Genomic DNA, 21,748 nt, shown 5'->3' with positions numbered 1-21,748 from the left:
GTCTAGAAGTACCCCTCGCGCTTGCGGTCTTCCATCGCGGCCTCGGACAGCTTGTCGTCGGCGCGGGTCGCGCCCCGCTCGGTGAGCCGGGAGGCGGCGATCTCGTTGATGACGGCGCCCAGGGTGGTCGCGTCGGAGTCGACGGCGCCGGTGCAGGACATGTCACCCACGGTCCGGTAGCGGACGAGCCGCTTCTCCACCGTCTCGCCGTCCTTCGGGCCGCCCCACTCGCCCGCGGTCAGCCACATGCCGTTGCGCTGGAAGACCTCGCGTTCGTGGGCGAAGTAGATCTCGGGCAGGTCGATGCCCTCGCGGGCGATGTACTGCCAGACGTCCAGCTCGGTCCAGTTGGAGAGCGGGAAGACGCGGACGTGCTCGCCGGGCGCGTGCCGGCCGTTGTACAGGTTCCACAGCTCGGGGCGCTGGCGGCGCGGGTCCCACTGGGAGAACTCGTCGCGCAGCGAGAACACCCGCTCCTTGGCGCGGGCCTTCTCCTCGTCGCGCCGCCCGCCGCCGAAGACGGCGTCGAAGCGCTCGGACTGGATCTTCTCGGTCAGCGGCAGGGTCTGCAGCGGGTTGCGGACGCCGTCGGGGCGCTCGCGCAGCACACCGCGGTCGATGTAGTCCTGCACCGAGGCCACGTGCAGCCTGAGGCCGTGCTCGGCGACCGTGCGGTCGCGGTAGTCGAGGACCTCGGGGAAGTTGTGGCCGGTGTCGACGTGCAGCAGCGAGAAGGGGATCGCCGCGGGGGCGAACGCCTTCAGCGCCAGGTGCAGCATGACGATGGAGTCCTTGCCGCCGGAGAAGAGGATCACCGGCCGCTCGAACTCACCCGCCACCTCACGGAAGATGTGGACGGCCTCCGACTCCAGCGCGTCCAGGTGCGACAGCGGGGGCACCTGATCGATCCGCGGGCCGAGGCGTCCGGGACGGCCGGTGGGCACGGTCCGCGTGGCGGCGATCACGACAGCCCCCGTGCGGTGAGCAGCGCGCGCACCTGCCGGACCGACTCGTCGACCGTCTGGTGCTGCGTGTCGAGACGCAGGTCGGGGTCGACGGGCACCTCGTAGGGGTCGTCCACGCCGGTGAGACCGCTGAGTTCACCCGCGGCCTGCCTGGCGTAGAGGCCCTTGACGTCCCGGTCGGCGCAGACGTCCGGCGGAGTCGCCACGTGCACCTCGACGCAGGGGACGCCGCGGGCCGCGTGCAGGTCCCGGACCGCCGCGCGGGACAGCGCGTAGGGCGCGATGACCGGCACCAGCACCGTGACGCCGTGCCCGGCGAGCAGGCCGGCCACGTAGCCGATCCGCCGCACGTTGGTGTCCCGGTCCTCCTTCGAGAATCCCAGTTCCGCGGAGAGTGCGGCACGGACCTCGTCACCGTCGAGCACCTGAACGCGGTGTCCGGCGGCGCGCAGTCGCCCGGCGAGACCCGTCGCGATGGTGGTCTTGCCCGAGCTCGGCAGTCCGGTCAGCCAGACCGTGCCGCCGCGCCACTCGGCTGGTGTGCCCTTCGGTTCTCTCATGTGCGGATCTCTCCCTTTCCGGTGTCCGGGCGGCCGGATCGCGGCCTCACGTGACGAGGGTCGGCGGATTGGTGGTCACGGTCCCTCCGGTCGGCCGGGGGTCACAGGGGGTGGAGACCGGGGAAGGTCAGGCCGAGGGTCTCGGGCCGGCCCATGCGGATGTTGAGGCATTGCAGGGCGTTGCCGGCGCCGCCTTTGACGAGGTTGTCCAGGGCGGCGATGGTGGTCAGACGGCCGCTGTCCTCGTCGATCGCGTAGCCGACGTCGCAGAAGTTGGATCCCAGCAGGATCTTCGGGTCGGGGTAGCGGAAGATGCCGCGCTGGTGCGCGACGACGCGGACGAAGGGTTCCTCCGCGTACTGCTCGCGGAAGGCCCGGCGCACGGTCTGCTTGTCCACGCCGGGGCGCAGGGTGGCGTGGCAGATGGTCTGGACCCCGCGGACGGCTTCGACGCCGGTCGCGGTCATCGCGGCCGGCAGGCCCAGATGCCGTGAGATCTCGGCTTCGTGGCGGTGCCCGGTGGGGGCGAACACGCGCATGGCGCCGCTGCGTTCGGCGTGCAGGTTGGCCGGACCGGCGGTGGCGCCCGAGCCGCTGGAACCGGTGCGGGCGTCGAACTGGGCCCCTTGCCCGGGATCGATCAGATCGCGGGCCACGAGGGGGTACAGGGCGAGTACGCCGGCCGCGGCCATGCAGCCGGGAACACTGATGAGGTCCGCGGTGCGCAGACTCTCGCGGTGCAGTTCGGGAAGGCCGGGCACGAAGTCGCCCAGGAGATGCGGGGCTTGGTGCTCCTCGCCGTAGTAGCGCCGGAAGACCTCGGTGTCGTCGAGCCGGAAGTCCCCGGTCAGGTCGATGACGAGCTTGGCCCGCTGGGCCCAGTGATCGATCTGGGTCATCGCCACCCGGTGCGGGAGGGCCAGGAACACCGCGTCGCACTCTCCGACCTCGTCGGCCGAACAGAACGTCAGATCCGTGGCGGACCGCAGATTGGGGTGCACGCCGTCGACCCGTTTCCCCGGGAAACGGGACGAGACCGCGCCCGCCACCTCGATCTCGGGATGTCCCAGCAGCAGCCTCAGCAACTCCCCGCCGATATAACCGGCCGCACCGGCCACCGCCACCCGTATCACGACCACTCCTCCCTTTCCGAGATGTTCCGACCCGACACCGCGACTCCCTCCGGTCCGAACCCATCACCCATGCGAAAGGAAACTACGAACCTTTCCATTCGATCCGCGTCCGCGACAAACAGATCGTGGGGGAGACGCCGGACTTAGTTCCCGGCCGAACGGCTAAGCGCACCGATTACTCGGCGCGCACCGCGCGTGTGTCAGTCTTGGGACCGGCCCGTATTCCGGTCGCGGTCCGCGGCTTGGAGACCGGGGATCCATTTCGGAGAACGAAGGACAAAAGACGGCACGGCGTCCTCCGGGCGCGCGGCGACGGGCACGGACTCCGCGGCACCGGGCGCGTGCGCCGGTCTCGTCACGTCAGCGGTCATCAAGTCACCGAGAGAGACGGACCAGATGAGCGTCACCCAGAATCCCGACTTCCGGCGGCTGCGGGCTGCGCAGGGCGTCAGCCAGATCGGCAGCCAGATCGGCTTCCTGGCGCTGCCTCTCGTCGCGCTCCAGGTGCTGAACGCCGGCGCGTTCGAGGTCAGTGCGCTCATCGCCGCGCAGGTCGCGCCCTTCCTGCTGATCGGGCTGCCCGCCGGGGTCTGGATCGACCGGATGCTCCGAAGGCCCGTCCTGATCGTCTGCGACCTCACGCGTGCGCTGCTGCTGCTCACCGTCCCGCTGGCCTACGCGCTGGACGTGCTCACGATCGGTCAGCTGTACGCGGTCGCGTTCATCCAGGGTGTCGCGAACGTGTTCTTCGACGTGGCCTATCAGTCCTATCTGCCGGACATCGTCGAGGCCGATCAACTGACGGACGGAAACGCCCAGTTGGAGCTGGCGCGGTCCGCGTCGCAGTTGGTCGGGCCCAGCGTGGGCGGCTGGCTGATCTCGGTGCTGAAGGCCCCGTTCGCGCTGTGCGCCGACGCCCTGTCGTTCCTGTTCTCCGCGTTCATGGTGTCGCGCATCCCGCGCGACCGGGAGAAGGCGGTGACGAAGGGCGACGGGCGGGCGACCTGGCCGGTGCTGCTGAAGGAGGTCCGGGAGGGGCTGACCTTCGTGCGGCGCCACCGCCTGCTGGCCCCCTTGGCCGGCGCCGGGGCGCTCCTGAACTTCTCCTACGGCATGGTCGCGGCCATCTTCACCACCTACGCGGTGCGTGAACTGGGCTTCTCCGCGGCCAAACTCGGCATCGTGACGGCGGTCGGCTCGCTCGGCGTCGTCCTCGGTGCCGCCGTCGCCCGCAGGCTGTCCCAGCGTCTGGGAACCGGACCGAGCATCGTCCTGGGCGCGCTCATCGACGGTCTCGGCCCGCTCCTCACCCCCGCCGCGCCCGCCTCGGCCCGCGAAGTGGTCATCACCTGCGGTGTGTTCGTGCAGTCGTTCGGCGTGGTGCTCTTCAACGTGAACCAGGTCAGCCTGCGCCAGGGCGTCACCCCCCGACCGCTCATGGGCCGTATGACCGCCACGATCCGGTTCGTCATGTGGGGCACCCTTCCCCTCGGATCGCTGTGCTCCGGTGCGCTGGCCTCGGGCATCGGCCTGCACCGCGCCATGTGGGTCTCGGCGGGGGTCGGCGCCCTGTCGTTCCTCATCGTGCTGTTCTCGGACGTCCGGACGGCGGGTACGGGCGACGCCCCGCCGACGCCCTCGACGTCCGACGCCACAGCCGCCGGTATCCCCGACTCCACGCCCGCACCGGTGGAGGGCTGAACCGGACGGTTCAGCCGGATCCGGCTCCGGTGAAGGGCCGGCGGGACGCGTGACCGTACGGACGTCATCCGCGTTCGCGGGCACACGTCGTGCCGGCCTTTCCCGACCGCGGCCGAATGACCCGGCCGTTTCGAAGCGGCCGCCCCGTGCCGCTTTTCCCTGCCCGCCCTGCTTTCCCTGCCCGTCCTCTTTTCCCTGCCCGTCCGTACTTTTCGATGCCAGCCCTCGATTTCACCTCCGGAGGTCGCTGCGTGAAATCCGTACTCATCCTCTCCAAATGGAATGCCGGTGCCGTGGCCCTTGCCGCGGAACAGCTGCGCGCCCGCGGTCTGCGGTCGGTGCTGATCTCCGAGATTCCCGACACCCCCCACCGCGACAGATGCGACGACCACGTCGTGGTGGACTGGGACGGCGAGAACCTGTCCACCCTCATCACCCGGCTCGACCGGCGCGGCATCGTGCCCACGGCGGTCGTGAACCTGATCGAACCGTTGCTCCCCTGGCAGGGGGGCCTCATCAGGCACTACGGCCTTCCGGGCGCCGGCGCCGGCTTCGACGTGCTGGCCAGCAAGACGCTGGTGCGAGAACGCATGCGGGACCTGGGGCTGTCCGCCATCAGATTCTGCGGCGACCCGGCCGAGGCGGACTTCTTCCCCGCCATCGTCAAACCCTCGCGCGACTCCACGGCCTCGCGGCTGGTGCGCCGGGTGAACGACCTGGCCGAACTGCGCGCCTACCGGGACCATGTGGCCGCCCGCGGCCTGGGTGACACGGAAATGATCACCGAGGAGTATCTGCCCGGTGTCGAGTTCTCCGTGGACGGCCCCGTCGTGGACGGCCGCTTCCATCCGGTCCTGGCGGTCGAGAAACCCGACCACGACGACGTCAGACACCATGACGCGGGACTTCGGGTGCATCCGCCGCAGCGTGATCACGTACGGGACGGTGTGCGCGTCCTGACCGGGATGATCAGCACGTTCTGCTCCGACCTCGGCCTCGACCAGCTCTGGCTGCACGTCGAGGGCCGGGCGGACGAGGACGGCCGGACGGAGCTGGTCGAGATCAATCCCCGGTTCGGCGGCGGGATGTACCCCACGGCGATCCAGGAGATCGGCGGGATCGACCCTGCGGAGGCGGTCGTCGCCATGTCGCTGGGCGAGTTCACGCTCGACCGGCTCGGCCCGCCGCGCGACCGGGCGGTCATCGGCTGGGTCGACGTGGAGGCGGACGAGCTCGGCCGGGTCGAGATCGGCGTCACCGAGGACGAACTCCGCGAACTCCCGGGCGTCATAGCGGCGGTGGTCGTCGACGGCTACCAGGTCACCGACCTGGAGCAGGAGAACTACTTCCTCCGTTTCGCGATCACCGCCGACTCCGTGGAGCAGCTGCGCGCCCGCGTGGCCGACGTCCTGGGCGTCGTGGACGGGTGGCGAGTGACGTGACCTCTCCGGGACGCCGCCGTACCCCCGGGCAGCCCGAAGCCCGGGAACCGTCAACCCGACCCGAGGAGACCGAGAGAATGGGCGGACCGAGGTATGCGCTCGGCAACGTGCGTGAGGACCTGCTCCGGGGCGGCGACGACTGGGACAAGTTCAGCCGGTTCTGGGAAGGCCTGCCGCTGGACCCGTACATGGGAGACGGCGGCACCTACCGGCGCCGCAAGCACTCCTTGATCTCGTACGACGTCGGCGACGGCACCGTCCGGTCGGCCGGCCGGAACGGCTTTCACCAGAGCAAGGAGATCAACCGGCTCAACGGCGGCATCGTCCGCCACTTCGAACCGGTCGACCAGGCGCTGCTGGACACGTCCGTGTTCCGGCGGATGCTGGCCCACTTCGTCGCACGCATCGAGGAGGCCACGCCCGACGGCGGACCCGTGCCCCCGGTCCGGCGGATCAACGTCCATCAGCACCGTATCGTCGCCTCGGAGGACGAGCTCGGGAATCCGACCCCGGAGGGAATCCACCGGGACGGCGTCGAGCACGTCGTCATGATGCTGGTCGCGCGGCAGGCCGTCACCGGCGGCGTCAGCACGCTCTACGACAACGCGGAGTCCCCGGTGCTCACGCACACCCTCAGCGAGCCCGGGGACTACATATTCCTGGACGACCGCACGGGGCTGCACTCGGTGTCCCGCGTGCGGGTGGCCCCGGCGGCTCCGGAGGGGTACCGCGACATGTTCTTCCTGGAGTTCTGCTGACCGGTCACCGGCCCCGCCGGAACCTGCCCGGGGCGTCACCTTCTCGGAGGTGACGCCCCGGGCAGGCGCGTATGCGGATGCGGGTCACGTTCCGGCGCGGTACTCAGGCACCGGTCACGTTCCGGCCCGGCGCGAGGCGCCCGTCCCGCGCGCACGCTCCGCGTAACGGGAGAGCACGAGCTGGGTGTCCTCGCTCCTGAGGGCCGACAGCAGCTCGGACACCTGCTCCTTGCCGCGCACGATGTTGACGGTGCGGCACTTGCGGGTGATCAGGACGGATCCCTCGTGGAGCTGCTGGTATCCGAAGGGGGGTGGAGTACGCATGGCTCTCCGATCGGTGAAGGCGAAGGGCCGCCCGCTGCGCCGGTCACCGGCAGCGGCACGACCAGCACGAGGACGGATAACCCCGCCGTGCCCAGAACGTCGTCGTCCGCGGGAAGTCCGGTGACCCCGAACCGCACGGGCAGGCCGCGGCCCGGTCCTCCCGTGCACCGCGGTCCCCGGCGGCCCGCCGGCGCGCGACGAAGGAACGCAGAACGGACAGCACTCTCACGACTGGTTCCTCCCCGCTCGACGAGCCGACGTCGTCCTCCGGTACGACCCGGGTGTCGCCGCACGCCGGTCCCACCCGGCCTGCCGCGTGCAACGGACGTTACGAGCACACCCCCACCTGGTGCGTCCGCGGAAAAATCAACCGTCCGGCTGCGGAGTGCTGATCGTTCGCCCCCGCCGTAAGCGAGGCGTTTCGTCCCGCGGCGGGAGGGTCAGCACGACGTGTCTCCCCAAGTGCCCTCGCCGCGGACGCACATGACGTCGGCGTGGTCGTAGCGTCTCCTCCGACGCGGCGGTCCGGCGATCCGCTCTGGAACAACCGATCGAAAGGAATTCGTCACATGCCCACCATGCAGGCCTGTCCTGAGTGTGAGGACGAGGTGCAGATCAGCCAATCTGCGCGGCTCAACGAGATCATCGACTGCGCGGGTTGCCGAAGCGAACTGGAGATCGTGGCGCTGAGTCCGGCGGTGCTCGCCCGCGCGCCCGAGGTCGAAGAGGACTGGGGAGAGTAGCGGCCGCGCTCGGACACGCGGCACGCTCCGGGGCCGGCCCCGGTCCACCCGGCGGTGGCCGGCCCTCCCCGGCCCGCATCCATTCCATCCGAACCCCGGCGAACCGGAGGAACCGTGACCACCAGACCGTTGACGGTCGTCAAGTGCGGCGGGAACCCGTCCGTCGACGCCGCGGGCATCTGCGCCGACGTCGCCGGACTCGTCGGTGAAGGACAGTCGGTCCTCCTCGTGCACGGCGGCTCCGGCGAGATCGCCCGGCTGGCCGGCAGACTCGGTGTCCCGCAGCGCACCCTCGTCGCCCCGGACGGAGTGTCCGCCCGCTACACCGACCCGGCGACGCTGGAGGTCGTGACCCTCGCGCTGGCCGGCGGGGTCAAGCCGAGGATCGTCGCGGAGCTGTCCCGGCTCGGGGTGCCCTCGGTCGGTCTCACCGGGCTGGACGGCGGCATGCTGCGCGCACGCCGCAAGTCCGCCGTGCGCTCCGTGGTGGACGGCCGGACGACCCTGGTCCGGGACAACCACAGCGGCCGGCTCGCCGAGGTGCGCACCGAACTCCCCGAGACGCTGCTGCGGTCCGGCTTCGTCCCGGTGGTCTCGCCGCCCGCGGCCGACGAGCACGGTCGTCCGGTGAACGTCGACGCCGACCGTGTCGCCGCCGCGCTCGCGGCGGCCCTCGGCGCCGACCGCCTGGTGCTGCTGACCGGTGCGCCGGGGGTGCTCGCCGATCCCGGTGACGAGACCAGTGTGCTGAATACCTACGATGTGCCGGCGACCGGCGCACCCGGCCGGTTCGCCGGAGGCGGCATGGCGCTCAAGCTCGTCGCGGCACGGGAGGCACTGGCCGGCGGAGTGCCGTCGGTCCGCATCGCGGACGGGCGCGCGGCCGACCCCGTCAGCAGGGCCCTGGCCGGACACGGCACCGCGATCACCACGGGGTCGGGATCCGGCCACCGGCAGGACCGGAGCCCTTCCGTCCGTGCATTGTCCGACTCACAAGGGAAGTAGCTGAGGATGCCCAACAGTTCCGGCGCGCAATCGAAGCGGGTGGCGTTCGTCGACGCCTTCTCCCTGGGTCGTCATCTCCTGCCCGCGCTCGGCCGGTTCGGCCTGGAGTGCGTGCACGTCCAGTCGCCGAACCCCGACGTCCACATATCCCGGCTGCCGTTCCCCGAGGGCTTCGCGGCCAAGGTCCTGCACGAGGGTGACATCGAGGCCACGGCATCCGCGCTGCGCGAGCTCGGGGTCGGCTGGGTCGTCTCCGTCGGGGAGTCGGGTGTCGAGCTGACCGACCGGCTCGCCGCCGAACTGGGCACGCGCGGCAACGGGATGAGCAGGCCGACGTCCCGCCGCAACAAGTACGACATGGTCCTCGCCCTGCGCGACGCGGGAGTCGAGCACGCGGCCACCATCGTCTCCTCCGACGCCGAGGAGATCGTCAAGTGGGCCGACACGACCGCGGGTTACCCGGTCGTCCTGAAGCCGGTCGCCAGCTCCGGCACCGACAACGTGGTGGCCTGCTCCTCCGCGGATCAGGTGCGCGCGGTCCACGAGCAGATCATGAGCAGCGCCGACCGCCACGCCAAGCCCAACACGGTCGTGCTCGCGCAGGAGTTCCTGGACGGGGACGAGTACTTCGTCAACACGGTCAGCCATGACGGCAGGCACCACACCGTCGAGATCTGGCGGTACTTCAAGACCCGGCTGCCCGGCGGCAACATCATCTACGACTACAACGAGCCGCTCGCGCCGGACGATCCGCAGGCCAAGCGGGTGGAGGCCTACACCCACCAGGTCCTCGACGCCCTGGAGGTCCGGAACTGGGCGGGCCACACCGAGGTCATGATGACCGCCCGGGGTCCGGTGCTCGTCGAGTGCGCCGCGCGCTTCGGCGGGGGACAGGTCCCGGACATCGGCAACCGCTGCCTGGGCACCAACCAGATCGACCTCATCGCCCTGGCCGTCGCGGACCCCGACGCGTTCGACCGACTGCCCACCACCGCTTACCAGTTGCTGCGGCGCGTGCGGTACGTGCATCTCGTCAACCCGGATGACCACGGCGTGGCCCCGTCCGAAGAGGCGATGGCCGCCGTCCGGGCGCTCCCGTCCTACGCCCACGCCGTGACGACGCGGGCGGCGGGGGCCCCGCTGCCGCGGACGATCGACGTCGCGACCCAGCCGGGGTACGTGATCCTCATCTCCGAGGACCCCGAGCAGCTTCGCGCCGACTACCGCAGGCTCCGGGAGATCGAACGTGATCACCTCTACGCCGGCGGCCCGCTGGCGACGGCATGAGTACGGGGACATCGGACCGGTCGCGCGCCGACGAGCCGCGATTCCGTGACGCGCTGCGCGGCCTGCCCCGCCGGGTCTGGGTCATCAGTCTCGGCAACCTGATCCTCCAGGCGGGAAGCTTCCTGCCGGTCTTCATCGTGCTCTACCTGACCCAGCGCGGGCAGTCCGGCGCGGCCTCGGGGCTCGTGCTGGGCGCGGCCGGTCTGGGCAGGGTGCTCGGCAACGTCGTCGGTGGCCACCTCACCGACTTCATCGGCCGACGGCGGGCCATCCTGCTGTCCGTCGTGGCCACCGCGGGCCTGACCGCGGTCGTGCCGTTCCTCGGAGCCCTCCCGACGATCATCGCGGTGGTCGGTCTCATCGGGGTGGTGTCGCAGGTCTACCGGCCGGCCATGGCGGCGGTGCTGGTCGACGCCGTGACGTCCACCCAGCAACGGCTCGCCGCCTTCGGGGTGCTCCGCTTCGCCCAGAACATCGGTTCCACCCTGGGCGGCGTGCTCGGCGGCGTGGTGGCCACCGTCTCGTACACGGGGCTCTTCCTGATCGAGGCGGGCGCACTCCTGCTGTTCGGTGTGATCGTGGCGGTGCTGCTGCGGGACGCGCCGCCGCAGAAGTCCGCTTCCGGCACCGCGGAGACACCGGCGGAGGCGGCGGTCGGGTACCGGCAGATGCTCACCGACCGCGTCCTGGTGTGCTTCCTGCTGATGACCGTGTTCTCCATGTTCGCCTACACCCAGACGGCCGTCGGCCTGCCGCTGCACGTCGACGAAGTCGGCCTGAGCGAGCGTGACTTCGGTCTTCTCATGGGGCTCAACGGTCTGCTGGTGGTGCTGCTGGAGCTGCCCATCACCAGTGTGGTCTCCCGGTTCCGGCCGGAGTACGTCCTGGCCTTCGCCAACCTGCTCGTCTGCACCGGTCTGGCTCTGACCGGGGTCGCCACCGAGATGGTCGTGCTGGCGGCGACGGTGATGATCTGGACGTTCGGCGAGATGGCGTACTCCTCCATCGTCCAGGCCCACCTGGCGAGTCTGACCCCGCCGGGCATGGTCGGGCGGTACCAGGGGATCTACGGCGCCGCGTACGCGGTCGGTACGGGCGCCGGTCCGGTCATCGGCGGTGCCGTGTACGCGGCCGCCCCCTGGGCGCTGTGGACCCTGGTCGGCGTCATGGGACTGCTGGGCGCCCAGCTCAGTCTGGGGCTCCGCCGCCCCGAGGCCACGGCCGGCGATGCCACGGCCGCCGAGACCGCGGTCGGCGAGACCGCGGCCGGCGAAGCGAAGGCCGTCGAGGCCAAGGCCGGTGAGGCCACGGCGGACGAACCGGCTTCCTGACGCCCCGGCCGGCCCGGTGGCGACAGGCGCCGGCCTTCCGCACAACCGCTCCACCGGCCCGGCGGTCGTCCCGCCCGGCCGGTGGAGCGGTCGTGTCCGCCGGGTTCCAGCCGCCGCCGGACCGGCACGCCGGCTCGGCGGCGCCACGGTTCGTACCCCTGGGGCCGCCGTGGTTCCACGAAAGCACGGGGGCCGGGGGATCCACGAAAGCGCCGCGGGCCGCGGGGGGTTGAACCCCTCGCGGCCCGCGGCGGTGTGCTCCCGTCCGGCCCTACAGGTTCCGGGGCCGCAGCCGCAGACCGTGCATGCCGTTGTCCACGGCGAGCACCGTGCCCACGACGGCGCTCGCCAACGGGCTCGCCAGGTAGGCGATCGCGCCCGCCACCTCGTCGGCCGACACCAGACGGCCCGTGGGCTGGAACGCGTCGAGCGCGGCCCGGGCCGCCACGGGGTCCTCCGTGTTCTCCAGCGATCTGCCGATCCACGGGGTGTCCGCGGAGCCGGGGGCCACGCAGTTGACCCGGATGCCCTCGCGGACGTGATCGGCCGCCATGGCCAGCGTCAGCGCGTACACCGCTCCCTTGCTGGCCGAGTACAGGGCCCGCTGCCCCACCCCGGCCCAGGCCACGATCGAGCTGGTGTTGACGATCGAGGCGGCGGGTGAGTGCCGCAGGTGCGGTATCGCGTGCCGGGCGACCCTGACCATCCCGACCACGTTGACGTCCAGGACGCGCGCCCACTCCTCGTCGCCGTTGACGGTGACGTCCCCGATGGCGCCGATGCCGGCGTTGTTCACCACGACGTCCAGCCTGCCGAACCGCTCGACCACGGCATCGACGGCGGCTTTGACCTGGATGTCGTCCGTGACGTCGACCTGGACGCCCATGACGTCGTCCGGGAGCCCCTCCGGTTTCAGATCCAGAGCGGCCACCTGGGCCCCCCAGGTGCGGAGCCGGTTGACCGTGGCCAGACCGATGCCCGACGCACCGCCGGTGACGATCGCGACCAGTCCTGTGAAGTCACTCACGAATTCCCTCCTGTCCCATCGATGGTCGAGCCGGCCCGACGCGGGTGTCCTGCCCGGGTCCGGTTCAGGACAGCACGTCGGCGATCATGTCGACGCCGAGGTCGATCTCCTCGCGGGTGACGACCAGCGGGGGCGCCACCCGCAGGTGTCCCTTGGCCTCCTTGCAGAGCAGGCCGCGCTCGGCCAGCGCCTCGGTCACCCGGCGCCCGGCGATCCGCTCCTCGGCGAGCTGCACGCCGGCCCACAGACCGCGCCCGCGGACCTCGGTCACACCGTCCAGCTCGTTCAGACGGGCGTGCAGGTGCGCGCCGAGTTCGCGTGAGCGTTCCTGGAACTCCCCGGTGGCCAGCAGCCGTACCGTCGCGAGGCCGACCGCGCAGGCCAGCGGGTTGCCGCCGAAGGTCGAACCGTGGTCGCCGGGCGTGATCACCCCGAGGACGTCGGCGCGGCCGACCACCGCGGACACCGGCAGGATCCCCCCGCTCAGGCTCTTGCCCAGGGTGTACAGGTCCGCGCGGACACCCTCGTGGTCCAGGGCCAGGGTCGTGCCGGCCCGGGCCAGTCCGCACTGGACCTCGTCGGCGACGAACAGCGTGCCGGTCTCGTCGCACAGATCGCGGACCTCGGTGAGGTATCCCTTCGGCGGAACGACCACACCGGCCTCGCCCTGGATCGGCTCCAGCAGCACGGCCGCCGTGTTCTCGGTGATCGCCGAGCGCAGCGCGTCGATGTCGCCGAACGGCACGACCTTGAAGCCCGGCGTGAACGGGCCGAACCCGGCCTGGTGGTTCGGGTGCGTGGAGAAGGAGACGATGGTCGTGGTGCGGCCGTGGAAGTTCGCGCCCGCGACGATGATCTCGGCGGCTCCCTCCGGCACACCCTTGACCTGGTAGGCCCACTTCCTGGCGATCTTCACCGCCGTGTCGACGGCCTCGCCGCCGGAGTTGGAGGGCAGCACCGTCTCGGTGCCCGTCAGCTCGGCCAGTTCACGGCAGAACGGCCCGTACTGGTCGTTGTGGAAGGCCCGGGTGCTCAGCGTCAGCCGGTCGAGCTGAGCCTTGGCCGCGGCGATGAGAACGGGGTGCTGGTGGCCGAAGTTGGACGCGGAGTAGCCCCCGTGGAAGTCGAGATAGCGACGGCCGTCCAGATCGTGCATCCAGGCGCCTTCCCCGTGGGTGAGCACCACGGGGAACGGCACGGAGTCGTGAGCGCCGTAGCGCTCGGCGAGGGCTATGTGGTCCTGAGAGGAGAGGACGTCCACTGTCATGGCGATACTCCTTTCGGCTCCCTGTCGGGGCCGGTGTCGTAGAGATGGACCCGCCCGATCCGCCGCGGCTCGCGCCGGACGGTGACGATCCGCGCCGGGACCGCCGGAGACGGGGGACACGCGTCCCGGCCCGGCGGCGGCGTCGGTCGTCCGGGGAGCGGTGGACCGTGCTCGTGCTCGTCACGGTGCGGGTCGCGCGCGATGGGCTCCGCCACGGGCGTGGCCGTCGGCTCCGCCCGGTGCGGCACGGGTCTCCACCGTCCGCTCCACCACCAGGGAAACTACGAACTCACCCGTGCCCCACGCGTCCGCGGCGCGCGCACTCCGCGGGACGCGCCAGGCTGACTTTCCCGCGCGTGGACGACGCACTCCGATTACCGGCGCAATACGGCCGGCGGGATTCCCCGCATGCGCATCGGGTCCGCGTGCCGAAGTAAGCGAGGCGATGAGCCGCGGGAGAGAAAGGTCAACGCAATGCGTTCCCGCGTCTGAAATTGTCGCGGACGCGCACGCCGTCGGCGTAGTCGTACGGTCCTTCTTGGCACCGCCGGACCGGCTCTTTCGGTCAATATCGGTACTATCGAGGAGGTTACGTGTCAGCAGCGTCGACGATCGAGTGGACGGACGAATTCGCCCGGGCCGTGAGCAGGCTCATCGATGTCTCCGTCGATGACTACTACAACCCGTACCGTACCTTCGAGTGGCCCGAATCGATCACGCCGGACGGCCTGTGGATGAGCCGGGAGCTGCTTTCCGTCTACGGAACTTCCGCGGAGCAGGAACTCAGCCACGAACAGCTCGTGGAACTCTCGCGCTGGGAGAGCGTCAACCTCTACAGCCTGATCGCCCACGGCATCAGGGAACTGCTCATCGAGGTGATGCGCCGCATTCACACACCCGGGTACGAGATTCCCACACCGTATTTCCACCACTTCATCGGCGAAGAGAACGAACACATGTGGTTCTTCGCCGAATTCTGCCTGCGCTACGGCGGCCGGATCTATCCGGACCGGCGGATGGTGTTCCCGACGGACGAGCGCGCGCCGGAGATGAACAACTTCATCGTCTTCAGCCAGATCCTCATCTTCGAGATGATCGGCGACTACTTCAACGCCAAGATGGCGGCCGACACCGAGCTCCCGGAGACCGTGCGAGCGGTCAACCGGATTCACCACCGCGACGAGTCCCGGCACATCGCCTTCGGCGGCAAGCTCGTGAAGGCGCTGTTCGAAGAGGTCCGCAGGACCCACACCGCCGAGGAAGTCGAAGAGGTCGGCCACTACCTGCGCGGCTACATCGATCTGATCATCCAGATGCTGTACAGCCGCGACGCCTACCAGGACGCCGGCATCGAGAACCCCGGGCGGTTCCGTTCCGCCGTCATGGCCGACCCGGCGAGGCCGGCGATCACGGCCCGCATCACCGAACGAACCAACAACTTCTACCGACGCATCGGCCTGTTCCACTGACGGGAGATCTCATGCCGACCTTTGTCGCACCCGGAGTCGCGGTCCTCGCACCAGAGGAGGCCGCCCTGTTCGACGCTCTCGAGGCCCGTTTCCAGGACATCGCCGCCGCTCTGGGAGCCCGGCAGGTGGCCGGCCCGGCGTTGCTCCCCGAGGCGGACCTGGCGAGCCTCGACTTCTTCCGCAACTTCCCCCACCTCGGTCTCCCCGTGGCCACGCTCCCGGAGCAGGCCCGCGGGGAACTGGCCCGCGGGGAGGTCTCGACCCCGTCCCCCGAGCACCCGCTCGTCTCCACCGGCTGCTATCTGCCCACCGCAACCTGCTACGGCCTGCTGGTGTCGCTGAAGGAGCGCGCCTTCGAGACCCCTGAGGTCATCACGTCGGTGGGCCGCTGCTTCAGGAACGAGGACCACTACGACGGCCTGCGCCGGCTGCGCGCCTTCCACATGCGGGAAGCGCTGTACGTCGGCAGTCAGGAGGGCGTGCTGGACCACCTGAGCCGGGCGACGGAGCACGTACTGGCCCTGGCGGACCGGCTCGGGATCAAGGTGCGCCGGGAGCCGGCGACCGATCCCTTCTACCTCGGTGACGGCTCGCGGGCGCTCCTCAACCAGCTGGACCCGGTGAAGTTCGAGTTCGTCTCGGACGACGGGACCGCCATCGCGTCGGTCAACCGGCACCGCAACTTCTTCGGCGAGCGTCTGGGCATCCGCTTCGCGGACGAGTCCGCCTACAGCGGATGCCTGGCATTCGGTGTGGAGCGCTGGGTGCACGCGCTGCTGCAGGTGCACGGCGACCCGTGGAGGGCGCTCGACGCCCTCCACGAAACGACGGCCTAGAGAAACGACAGCCCAGAAAGGTATGACATGGACGAAATCATCACCTGGATCCGGTCCAAGAACCCGGAGCTGGACGGGGAGATATCCGGGGACACCGATCTCATCGAATCCCGGCTCATCGCGTCGATCTCGTTCCTGGAATTCATCAGTCTGCTGGAGGACCTTTCCGGGAAGTCGATCGACGTCGGATCGCTGAGTGTCGACGATTTCCGCACCATCGACCGGATCAAGGAGAACTTCCTGGTGCCGGTGGCCTGAACCGCCGGGCCCCGACGAGAGGAACGGAGGAGCTTCGTGGACCTCGTGCCGGTGGAGCGGGGCGTCCGTGGCTGACGTCTGGTACGTCCGCGTCGGCCAGGTGCCCGAGTCGCTCGCCGTGCTCCTGGACGGGCGCGACCGTGCCCGTCGCGGGCGGATCATGCGCGCGGCGGACCGGGACCGCTTTCTCGCCGCGTGGGTGCTGGCGCGCGTCGTCCTCGGGGAGAGGCTGGGACGGGATCCGGGGGCCCTGGGCTTCGACCGGACCTGTACCCACTGCGGTGACACGGGACATGGGAAGCCGGTCGTGGAGGACGCCGGCCCCGGTCTGGACTTCTCGCTCTCCCACGCCGGGGAGCTCGCCGTCGTCGCCGTCTCGGACCGCCCCGTCGGCCTGGACGTCGAGGACGCCACGGCCGGGGAGCGGCCGCTGGACGCGGCGCTGACGGAGCGGGAACGCGCGGCCTGCCCGGACTACGCCGGCTTCGCACGGCTGTGGACGCGCAAGGAAGCCGTGCTCAAGGCGGTCGGCAAGGGGCTCGCGGTCCACCCGGGGCGCATCGAGGTCCTCGGGTCGACGCTGCTCGCGCTTCCCGAGGAGCTCGGCCGCCCGGAGGACTACACCCTCCGGGATGTCCCGCTGCCCGCCCCGTACGTGGGGTCGCTCGCGGTCCTCGGACCCGGGACACCGCTGTCCGTCCGCAGCGGAGCGGAACTCATCGGCGACCGGCTTCACGTGTCCAGCGGAGCCGGCCGGCCCGACGGGCGGGCGACCGCGTAGCGAAGGCACCGCGGGCCGCAGGGATCGTCCCCTGCGGCCCGCGGTGCCTTCGTGTGTGCTGTAGTGCGAAGCCTTCCCGGCCGGTCCCGTCGGCGCCCGCGAAGAGCACCGACTAGATCTTGCGGGCGACTCCGCCGTAGAGGGCGGAGCGGCTGCCTTCGATCGCGACCTCCTCGGTGGGATGCCACTGGGCCGCCCGGACCACACCGGGCGCGACCAGCTCGAAGTCGCCGAAGAACTCGGTGACCTGTTCCCGGGTGCGCGGGTACATGTCCTCGAAGGCGCGCTTCAGGGTCTCCTCGTCATTGCGGTCCCCCCAGGGAATGTCACCCGCGATGTGGGAGACGACGAGATAGCTGCCCGGCGGCAGGGCGTCGCGCAGCACCGCGGTGATCCTCGCGGGGTCCGCGCCCTCCGGCACGAAGTGCAGGACCGCGGCCAGCACGCAGGCCACCGGGCGGCCGGACCGGATCAGGTCCTGGACGGCCGGCTGAGCCAGCAGCTCCTCCGGGCGGCAGATGTCGCCCGGCACGAACGAGGCCCCCGGCTGCCCGGAGATGAGCGCCTGCGTGCGCTGTCCGACCTCGGGGTCGACGTCGCAGTAGACGACGGAACCCGAGGGGGCCGCCGACAGGGCGATCTCGTGCGTGTTCGGCGACACGGGGAAGCCGGAACCGATGTCGATGAACTGGTCGACGCCCTGCGCGGCCAGCCAGCGCACCGCCCGGGAGAGGAAGGCACGGTTCGTCTGCATCGTCGCGAGCAGGTCGGGAGCCTGGAAACCGATCCAGGCGCCGGCCGCCCGGTCGGCGGCGAAGCCGTTCTCGCCGCCGATGAAGTAGTCGTAGACGCGTGCGGGGTGCGCGTCCGGGCGTTCCAGAAATCCGCTGTCCCCGGAGGTCTGTGGAGTCGCGTTCTCAATGGTCATGGCGCGGCGATTTCCCCTCGATTCCGTATGTCCGCCAAGAGTGGCACGGCAGGGGGGTACGCCGAGTAAGCAAGATGCTTAACCGCGGGAGGGGAAAGTGAACTCGATATGCCCTCGCGGGCGAACTTTCCGCGGACGTGCGCGGGGACGGCGCGAACGTACTGTTCTTCGCGGCGCGGCATAACGCGTCCTGGGCGCGTGTGTATCACGCGGAGACCATGCACCGTTGATACCGAAGAACTGGAGGCGTTCTGGTGCCGCTTCATCCGATCGTAGAAGGTATCAGGCAATTTCGTGCCGCAACCGGCTTCACCCCGCTCTACACGATGTCGGTCGACGAGGCCAGAAAAGCGGACGCCGAGACCGAGGCCGCGGTCTGGGACTGGGTCGGACAGCCCAAGGAGATATTCGACCTCGACATCGCGGGACCGGCCGGCCCGATGACGCTGCGGGTGTACCGGCCGCAGGTCGAGAGCGAGGGGCCGCTTCCCGTCCTGGTCTACTTCTTCGGCGGCGGTTTCGTCGTCGGCTCCCTGGACACGTCGGAGGCTTTCTGCCGGGCGCTGTCCACCCTGGCTTCCTGCGTGGTCGTGTCCGTGGGCTACCGGCTGGCGCCGGAGCATCCGTACCCGGCGGCCATCGACGACTGCTACGCGGCCGTGCAATGGGTGGCGGACAACGCGTCCCAGTTCGGCGCCGACGGCGGACGCATCGCCGTCGCGGGGGACAGCAACGGCGGGACCCTGTCCGCCGCCGTCTCCCTGATGGCCCGGGACCAGGACGGACCGCGGATCAGTGCCCAGGTGCTCATCTACCCGGCGATGCAGTTCGGTTCGGCGACGGACTCCATGCGCGACAACGTGGATCCGATGTTCTTCAACGGCCACTCGGTCCCGTGGTTCTGGAACCACTACCTCCCCGATCCCGCCGACGGCGACTCCCCGTACGCCTCACCGCTCAACGCGACCGACCTGAGCGGACTCCCCCCGGCACTGATGATCACGGCCGAGTTCTGTCCCCTGCGCGACGAGGACGAGGCCTACGCGGACGCGCTCGCGCGCGCCGGCGTGCCGGTGGACTGCCGCCGGTACGCGGATCTGCCGCACGGTTTCCTGTCCATGGCGGCCGTGCTCGGCACCGCCAGGGAGGCACTGGGCGAGATCGGCGACTTCCTGCGGCTGCGGCTGAACTGAGCCGGAACCGGACGGACTCCGGACACGCCAAAGCCCCGCAGGTCGAGGACCTGCGGGGCTTTCGGCGCTTGCGGGTCAGGCGGTGCGGTCACGGACGAGGGCGGCGAGCCGCGAGAGACCCTCGTCGATCTGTGCGGGGGTGAGCACGCTGAACGAGAGACGGATCTGGCGGGTGCCTCCGCCGTCGGGGTAGAAGTAGCGCATCGGGGTCCACAGCACGCCGAACCGGCTCGCCGAGTACTCGAGCATCGTGTCGTCGGCTTCGAAGGGCAGGGAGAGCACCGCGAACATCCCGCCGCCCGGCACGTTCCAGGTCGTCCTCGGCCGTGAGCCGTCGTCCGGGGCGGGGAAGTGTCTGTCCAGGCCGGCCATGACCGCGGCGAGGTTGCGGCGGTAGACCTGTGCCTCGCGTTCGGTGGCCCTGGCCATGCTGCAGTCGTTCGCCAGCAGCTTCCCGCCGATCACGGCCTGGGAGACGGTCGAGGTGTTGAGCGTCAGCATGCTCTTGAGCTTGGCGAGCTGGTCGGCCAGCAGCGGGCCCTCACCGGGGTCCGTGCCCGCGACCCGCTGGTCGGCGACCAGGTAGCCCACGCGGGCGCCGGGGAAGACCGTCTTGGCGAAGGAGCCTGCGTAGACGACGCGTCGGGTCGTGTCGAGCGACTTGAGCGTGGGCAGGCGGTGGCCGTCGGCGTTGAACAGGGAGTACGGGTTGTCCTCGATGACGAGGATGTCCTCCCGCTCCGCCACCTCGAGCAGTCGCCGGCGGTCGGCGAGGCTCATGCTGAGCCCGCTGGGGTTGGCGAAGTCGGGCACCACGTAGCAGGCCCGCGGGCGCAGTCCCCGCTCCCGGGCCCGGGCTATCTGCACCGCCAGGTCCTCGACGTCGATGCCCCCGGCGCCCTCCGAGACGGGCAGCACCGGCATGTCCATCAGCCGCGCCGCCCCGAGGAAGCCGACGTAGGTCGGTGCCGGGGCCAGGATCACGTCCTCGTCGCCCGTGCGCAGGGCGCGCAGCAGCAGGATCATCGCCTCCTGGCAGCCGGTGGTCACCACGATGGACTCGGGGAGGGCGTCCACCCCTTCGTCGACGGCCAGGTGCCGCACCAGAAGGTCCGTCAGCAGGCCCTTGGTGTGGCCGTACTGGAAGAGCGCCGTCCGCACCCGGTCGGGGCCGAGACCGCGTTCCACCTCCAGGTACTTGCGGAACCGCTCCAGGTGGTCGTGCAGCTGCAGCGGATCGTAGAACTCCTCGTAGGGCCGCCCGGCCGAGAAGGACACGGCCTTTGGGAACCGTCCCGCGAGCTCGTTGAGGAGCGTCATCGAACTCAGCACCGGGTCGGACAGGGAGCCGTGCAGATCCCCCAGGTCCACCGTGGTGCGCGGGGCACTTTCTGTGATCATGAGTACGCCTTTCCGTGGGGCGCGGATCAGAGGTGCGGGATCCTCCGGGGGGCTGTTTCGAGGGTGTACGCGGCGGCCAGCCGCCGTATGTCCCGCTCGACCTGTGCCGTGCTCGCTCCGGAGAACGCGAACTTGCCTGCGGAGGGGAAGACGGTGATGTCGGCGTTGACCGTCTGGCCGATGCCGGGGATGTCGGACAGCACCACGGAGTCCGGGCAGGTGTCGAGACCGCGGATCCGCTTGACCACGCGGGGCTCGTTCTCCGGCAGCGCGGAGTACAGCCAGCCGGAGGCGCCGACGCCTTCGTGGTCCAGGATGCCGGTGACGTTCCCGACCTCGGACGGCAGCCCCATGCAGGCGAGGACGGACTCGCGGACCAGGTCCACGCCGTAGACCGCGCGGAGGGAATCGCTGATGTAGGCACCGCCGAAGCGGTTGCCGACCTCCAGGAAGACCAGCTCGTCGCCGGGGGTGAGGAACAGCTCCAGATGGAAGGTGCTGGTGTGCAGCCTCAGCGACTTCAGTACGAGCGCGGTGAAGTCGGTGATCCGCGCCAGGGTCGAGGCGTCGTCGAACGTGACGGCCGAGAGGTGCTGCTGCCCGTTCTGGAAGCCTAGGCAGTCGCCGATGTACCGGGAGGCGCTGATGAAGCGGATCTCGCCGTCCCGCACCACTCCGTCGACATGGCACACGTCGCCCTCGACGAACTCCTCGACCTCGTGGTCGTCGGGGATGCCGTGGGTCCGGGCATGGGCGAGGAACTCCGTTCCGTCGCGGAAGACCTCGATGCCGAAACTCCCGGCCTGGCGCTGCGGCTTGAGGACGAGCCGGCCCGGAACGGCGTCCGCGATCTTCTCCAGTTCGGCGTACGGCGTGGCCGCGTCGACCGCCCAGAACGCGGGGACGCGGATGCCGCTGCTCCGCATGACCTCCTTCATCAGGACCTTGTCGCGGCACAGCGTCGCCGTCTCGGTGTCGACTCCCGGCACACCGAAGTGGTCGCGCAGGCGTGCCGCGGGCAGGGTGACGTGTTCGTACATGGCGACGACGGCGGCCGGCGGCCCGAGTTCCGCGGCGAACTCGTCGACCAGACGGATCATCTGGTCGAGGGCCTGGTCGTAGGCGTCGAAGTCCAGTGTGTGCGGCACGTCGAGGACGCCGATGCGGGCGAACCGCCGCCGTGCGGCGTCCGACATGTGCTCGGCGACGTGCCGGTGCACCAGCAGGGACACCTGGTGTTCGCCGAACTCGATCGAGTCGATGTGCTGCTCGGCGAAGCCGAGATGGACTACATGGCTGCTCGTGGTGTCCACGGCACTTGTCTCCTTCGGAGGTTCGT

21 protein-coding genes are annotated in these 21,748 nt (G+C 70.3%); 12 read left to right on the top strand and 9 right to left on the bottom strand.

Translation table 11 applies throughout. The features are described 5' to 3' along the window. Positions 1 to 2: 2 nt before the first annotated feature. From cysD to argC, 3 genes are all read right to left on the bottom strand, one after another. On the bottom strand, positions 3 to 908 hold the full coding sequence (gene cysD, locus ACFYYF_RS29020) for a sulfate adenylyltransferase subunit CysD (RefSeq protein WP_388780525.1): 906 nt from the start codon (positions 906 to 908) through the stop codon (positions 3 to 5). A gap of 53 nt (positions 909 to 961) precedes the next feature. Next, the gene (gene cysC, locus ACFYYF_RS29015; protein ID WP_388780495.1) at positions 962 to 1,525 is read right to left on the bottom strand and encodes an adenylyl-sulfate kinase; all 564 of its coding nucleotides are present in this window, start codon (positions 1,523 to 1,525) and stop codon (positions 962 to 964) included. Between the two features lie 101 nt (positions 1,526 to 1,626). Continuing rightward, on the bottom strand, positions 1,627 to 2,658 hold the full coding sequence (gene argC / locus ACFYYF_RS29010; protein ID WP_361679081.1) for an N-acetyl-gamma-glutamyl-phosphate reductase: 1,032 nt from the start codon (positions 2,656 to 2,658) through the stop codon (positions 1,627 to 1,629). A 396-nt stretch (positions 2,659 to 3,054) separates the two neighbouring features. Here argC and ACFYYF_RS29005 point away from each other — a divergent pair, with 396 nt between their 5' ends. The 3 genes from ACFYYF_RS29005 (at position 3,055) to ACFYYF_RS28995 (ending at position 6,559) form a co-directional block, all read left to right on the top strand. Beyond that, the gene (locus tag ACFYYF_RS29005) at positions 3,055 to 4,359 is read left to right on the top strand and encodes an MFS transporter (protein ID WP_388780494.1); all 1,305 of its coding nucleotides are present in this window, start codon (positions 3,055 to 3,057) and stop codon (positions 4,357 to 4,359) included. A 251-nt stretch (positions 4,360 to 4,610) separates the two neighbouring features. Continuing rightward, positions 4,611 to 5,801 carry an acetyl-CoA carboxylase biotin carboxylase subunit family protein gene (locus tag ACFYYF_RS29000; RefSeq protein WP_388780493.1) on the top strand — a complete coding sequence of 397 codons (1,191 nt, stop codon included), beginning with the start codon at positions 4,611 to 4,613 and terminating at the stop codon, positions 5,799 to 5,801. 77 nt (positions 5,802 to 5,878) lie between these two features. Beyond that, positions 5,879 to 6,559 carry a 2OG-Fe dioxygenase family protein gene (locus ACFYYF_RS28995; protein WP_388780492.1) on the top strand — a complete coding sequence of 227 codons (681 nt, stop codon included), beginning with the start codon at positions 5,879 to 5,881 and terminating at the stop codon, positions 6,557 to 6,559. Positions 6,560 to 6,673: 114 nt separating this feature from the next. Here ACFYYF_RS28995 and ACFYYF_RS28990 read toward each other — a convergent pair whose 3' ends face one another. After that, the gene (locus ACFYYF_RS28990) at positions 6,674 to 6,883 is read right to left on the bottom strand and encodes a hypothetical protein (RefSeq protein ID WP_388780491.1); all 210 of its coding nucleotides are present in this window, start codon (positions 6,881 to 6,883) and stop codon (positions 6,674 to 6,676) included. A gap of 569 nt (positions 6,884 to 7,452) precedes the next feature. Between ACFYYF_RS28990 and ACFYYF_RS28985 the strand changes: the two genes are divergently transcribed. The 4 genes from ACFYYF_RS28985 (at position 7,453) to ACFYYF_RS28970 (ending at position 11,249) form a co-directional block, all read left to right on the top strand. After that, on the top strand, positions 7,453 to 7,626 hold the full coding sequence (locus tag ACFYYF_RS28985; protein WP_328451071.1) for a lysine biosynthesis protein LysW: 174 nt from the start codon (positions 7,453 to 7,455) through the stop codon (positions 7,624 to 7,626). A 114-nt stretch (positions 7,627 to 7,740) separates the two neighbouring features. Continuing rightward, positions 7,741 to 8,631, top strand: a complete 891-nt coding sequence (locus ACFYYF_RS28980) for a [LysW]-aminoadipate kinase (RefSeq protein WP_388780490.1) — start codon at positions 7,741 to 7,743, stop codon at positions 8,629 to 8,631. A 6-nt stretch (positions 8,632 to 8,637) separates the two neighbouring features. Continuing rightward, positions 8,638 to 9,918 carry an ATP-grasp domain-containing protein gene (locus ACFYYF_RS28975; protein ID WP_388780489.1) on the top strand — a complete coding sequence of 427 codons (1,281 nt, stop codon included), beginning with the start codon at positions 8,638 to 8,640 and terminating at the stop codon, positions 9,916 to 9,918. After that, on the top strand, positions 9,915 to 11,249 hold the full coding sequence (locus tag ACFYYF_RS28970; RefSeq protein ID WP_388780488.1) for an MDR family MFS transporter: 1,335 nt from the start codon (positions 9,915 to 9,917) through the stop codon (positions 11,247 to 11,249). The genes ACFYYF_RS28975 and ACFYYF_RS28970 overlap by 4 nt, the downstream gene beginning before the upstream one ends. A gap of 271 nt (positions 11,250 to 11,520) precedes the next feature. On the opposite strand, the gene ACFYYF_RS28965 is transcribed toward ACFYYF_RS28970, so the two are convergent. Both ACFYYF_RS28965 and rocD read right to left on the bottom strand, forming a co-directional pair. After that, entirely contained in the window at positions 11,521 to 12,276 is a 756-nt protein-coding gene (locus ACFYYF_RS28965) for an SDR family oxidoreductase (RefSeq protein WP_365489538.1), read from the bottom strand. A gap of 64 nt (positions 12,277 to 12,340) precedes the next feature. Then, positions 12,341 to 13,543, bottom strand: coding sequence for an ornithine--oxo-acid transaminase (rocD, locus tag ACFYYF_RS28960; protein WP_388780487.1), 1,203 nt, complete (start codon positions 13,541 to 13,543; stop codon positions 12,341 to 12,343). A gap of 593 nt (positions 13,544 to 14,136) precedes the next feature. On the opposite strand from rocD, the gene ACFYYF_RS28955 reads away from it, so the two are divergent. From ACFYYF_RS28955 to ACFYYF_RS28940, 4 genes are all read left to right on the top strand, one after another. Next, positions 14,137 to 15,012 (top strand): diiron oxygenase, encoded by an 876-nt coding sequence (locus ACFYYF_RS28955; RefSeq protein ID WP_388780486.1) that lies wholly within the window; start codon positions 14,137 to 14,139, stop codon positions 15,010 to 15,012. 11 nt (positions 15,013 to 15,023) lie between these two features. Continuing rightward, positions 15,024 to 15,848, top strand: a complete 825-nt coding sequence (locus ACFYYF_RS28950) for an aminoacyl--tRNA ligase-related protein (protein ID WP_388780485.1) — start codon at positions 15,024 to 15,026, stop codon at positions 15,846 to 15,848. Between the two features lie 27 nt (positions 15,849 to 15,875). After that, a complete protein-coding gene (locus tag ACFYYF_RS28945) occupies positions 15,876 to 16,106 on the top strand; it encodes an acyl carrier protein (RefSeq protein WP_388780484.1) in 231 nt (76 codons plus the stop codon). A 67-nt stretch (positions 16,107 to 16,173) separates the two neighbouring features. Then, the gene (locus ACFYYF_RS28940) at positions 16,174 to 16,887 is read left to right on the top strand and encodes a 4'-phosphopantetheinyl transferase family protein (RefSeq protein ID WP_388780483.1); all 714 of its coding nucleotides are present in this window, start codon (positions 16,174 to 16,176) and stop codon (positions 16,885 to 16,887) included. Positions 16,888 to 16,999: 112 nt separating this feature from the next. Here the strand turns inward: ACFYYF_RS28940 and ACFYYF_RS28935 are convergent, their stop codons facing one another. Beyond that, positions 17,000 to 17,815 carry an SAM-dependent methyltransferase gene (locus ACFYYF_RS28935; protein WP_388780482.1) on the bottom strand — a complete coding sequence of 272 codons (816 nt, stop codon included), beginning with the start codon at positions 17,813 to 17,815 and terminating at the stop codon, positions 17,000 to 17,002. A 326-nt stretch (positions 17,816 to 18,141) separates the two neighbouring features. Between ACFYYF_RS28935 and ACFYYF_RS28930 the strand changes: the two genes are divergently transcribed. Continuing rightward, positions 18,142 to 19,008 (top strand): alpha/beta hydrolase, encoded by an 867-nt coding sequence (locus tag ACFYYF_RS28930; protein ID WP_388780481.1) that lies wholly within the window; start codon positions 18,142 to 18,144, stop codon positions 19,006 to 19,008. A gap of 75 nt (positions 19,009 to 19,083) precedes the next feature. Here the strand turns inward: ACFYYF_RS28930 and ACFYYF_RS28925 are convergent, their stop codons facing one another. Continuing rightward, positions 19,084 to 20,409, bottom strand: coding sequence for a PLP-dependent aminotransferase family protein (locus ACFYYF_RS28925; RefSeq protein ID WP_388780480.1), 1,326 nt, complete (start codon positions 20,407 to 20,409; stop codon positions 19,084 to 19,086). A 26-nt stretch (positions 20,410 to 20,435) separates the two neighbouring features. Further along, a complete protein-coding gene (locus tag ACFYYF_RS28920) occupies positions 20,436 to 21,722 on the bottom strand; it encodes an acetyl-CoA carboxylase biotin carboxylase subunit family protein (protein ID WP_388780479.1) in 1,287 nt (428 codons plus the stop codon). Positions 21,723 to 21,748: the final 26 nt, after the last annotated feature.

Origin of the sequence: Streptomyces sp. NPDC001914 (assembly GCF_042891215.1) — a bacterium.
In the GTDB taxonomy this organism is placed as follows: Bacteria; Actinomycetota; Actinomycetes; order Streptomycetales; family Streptomycetaceae; genus Streptomyces.
The sequence above is the reverse complement of the archived record's forward strand: the minus strand, read 5'-3'. Positions and strand labels throughout refer to the sequence as shown.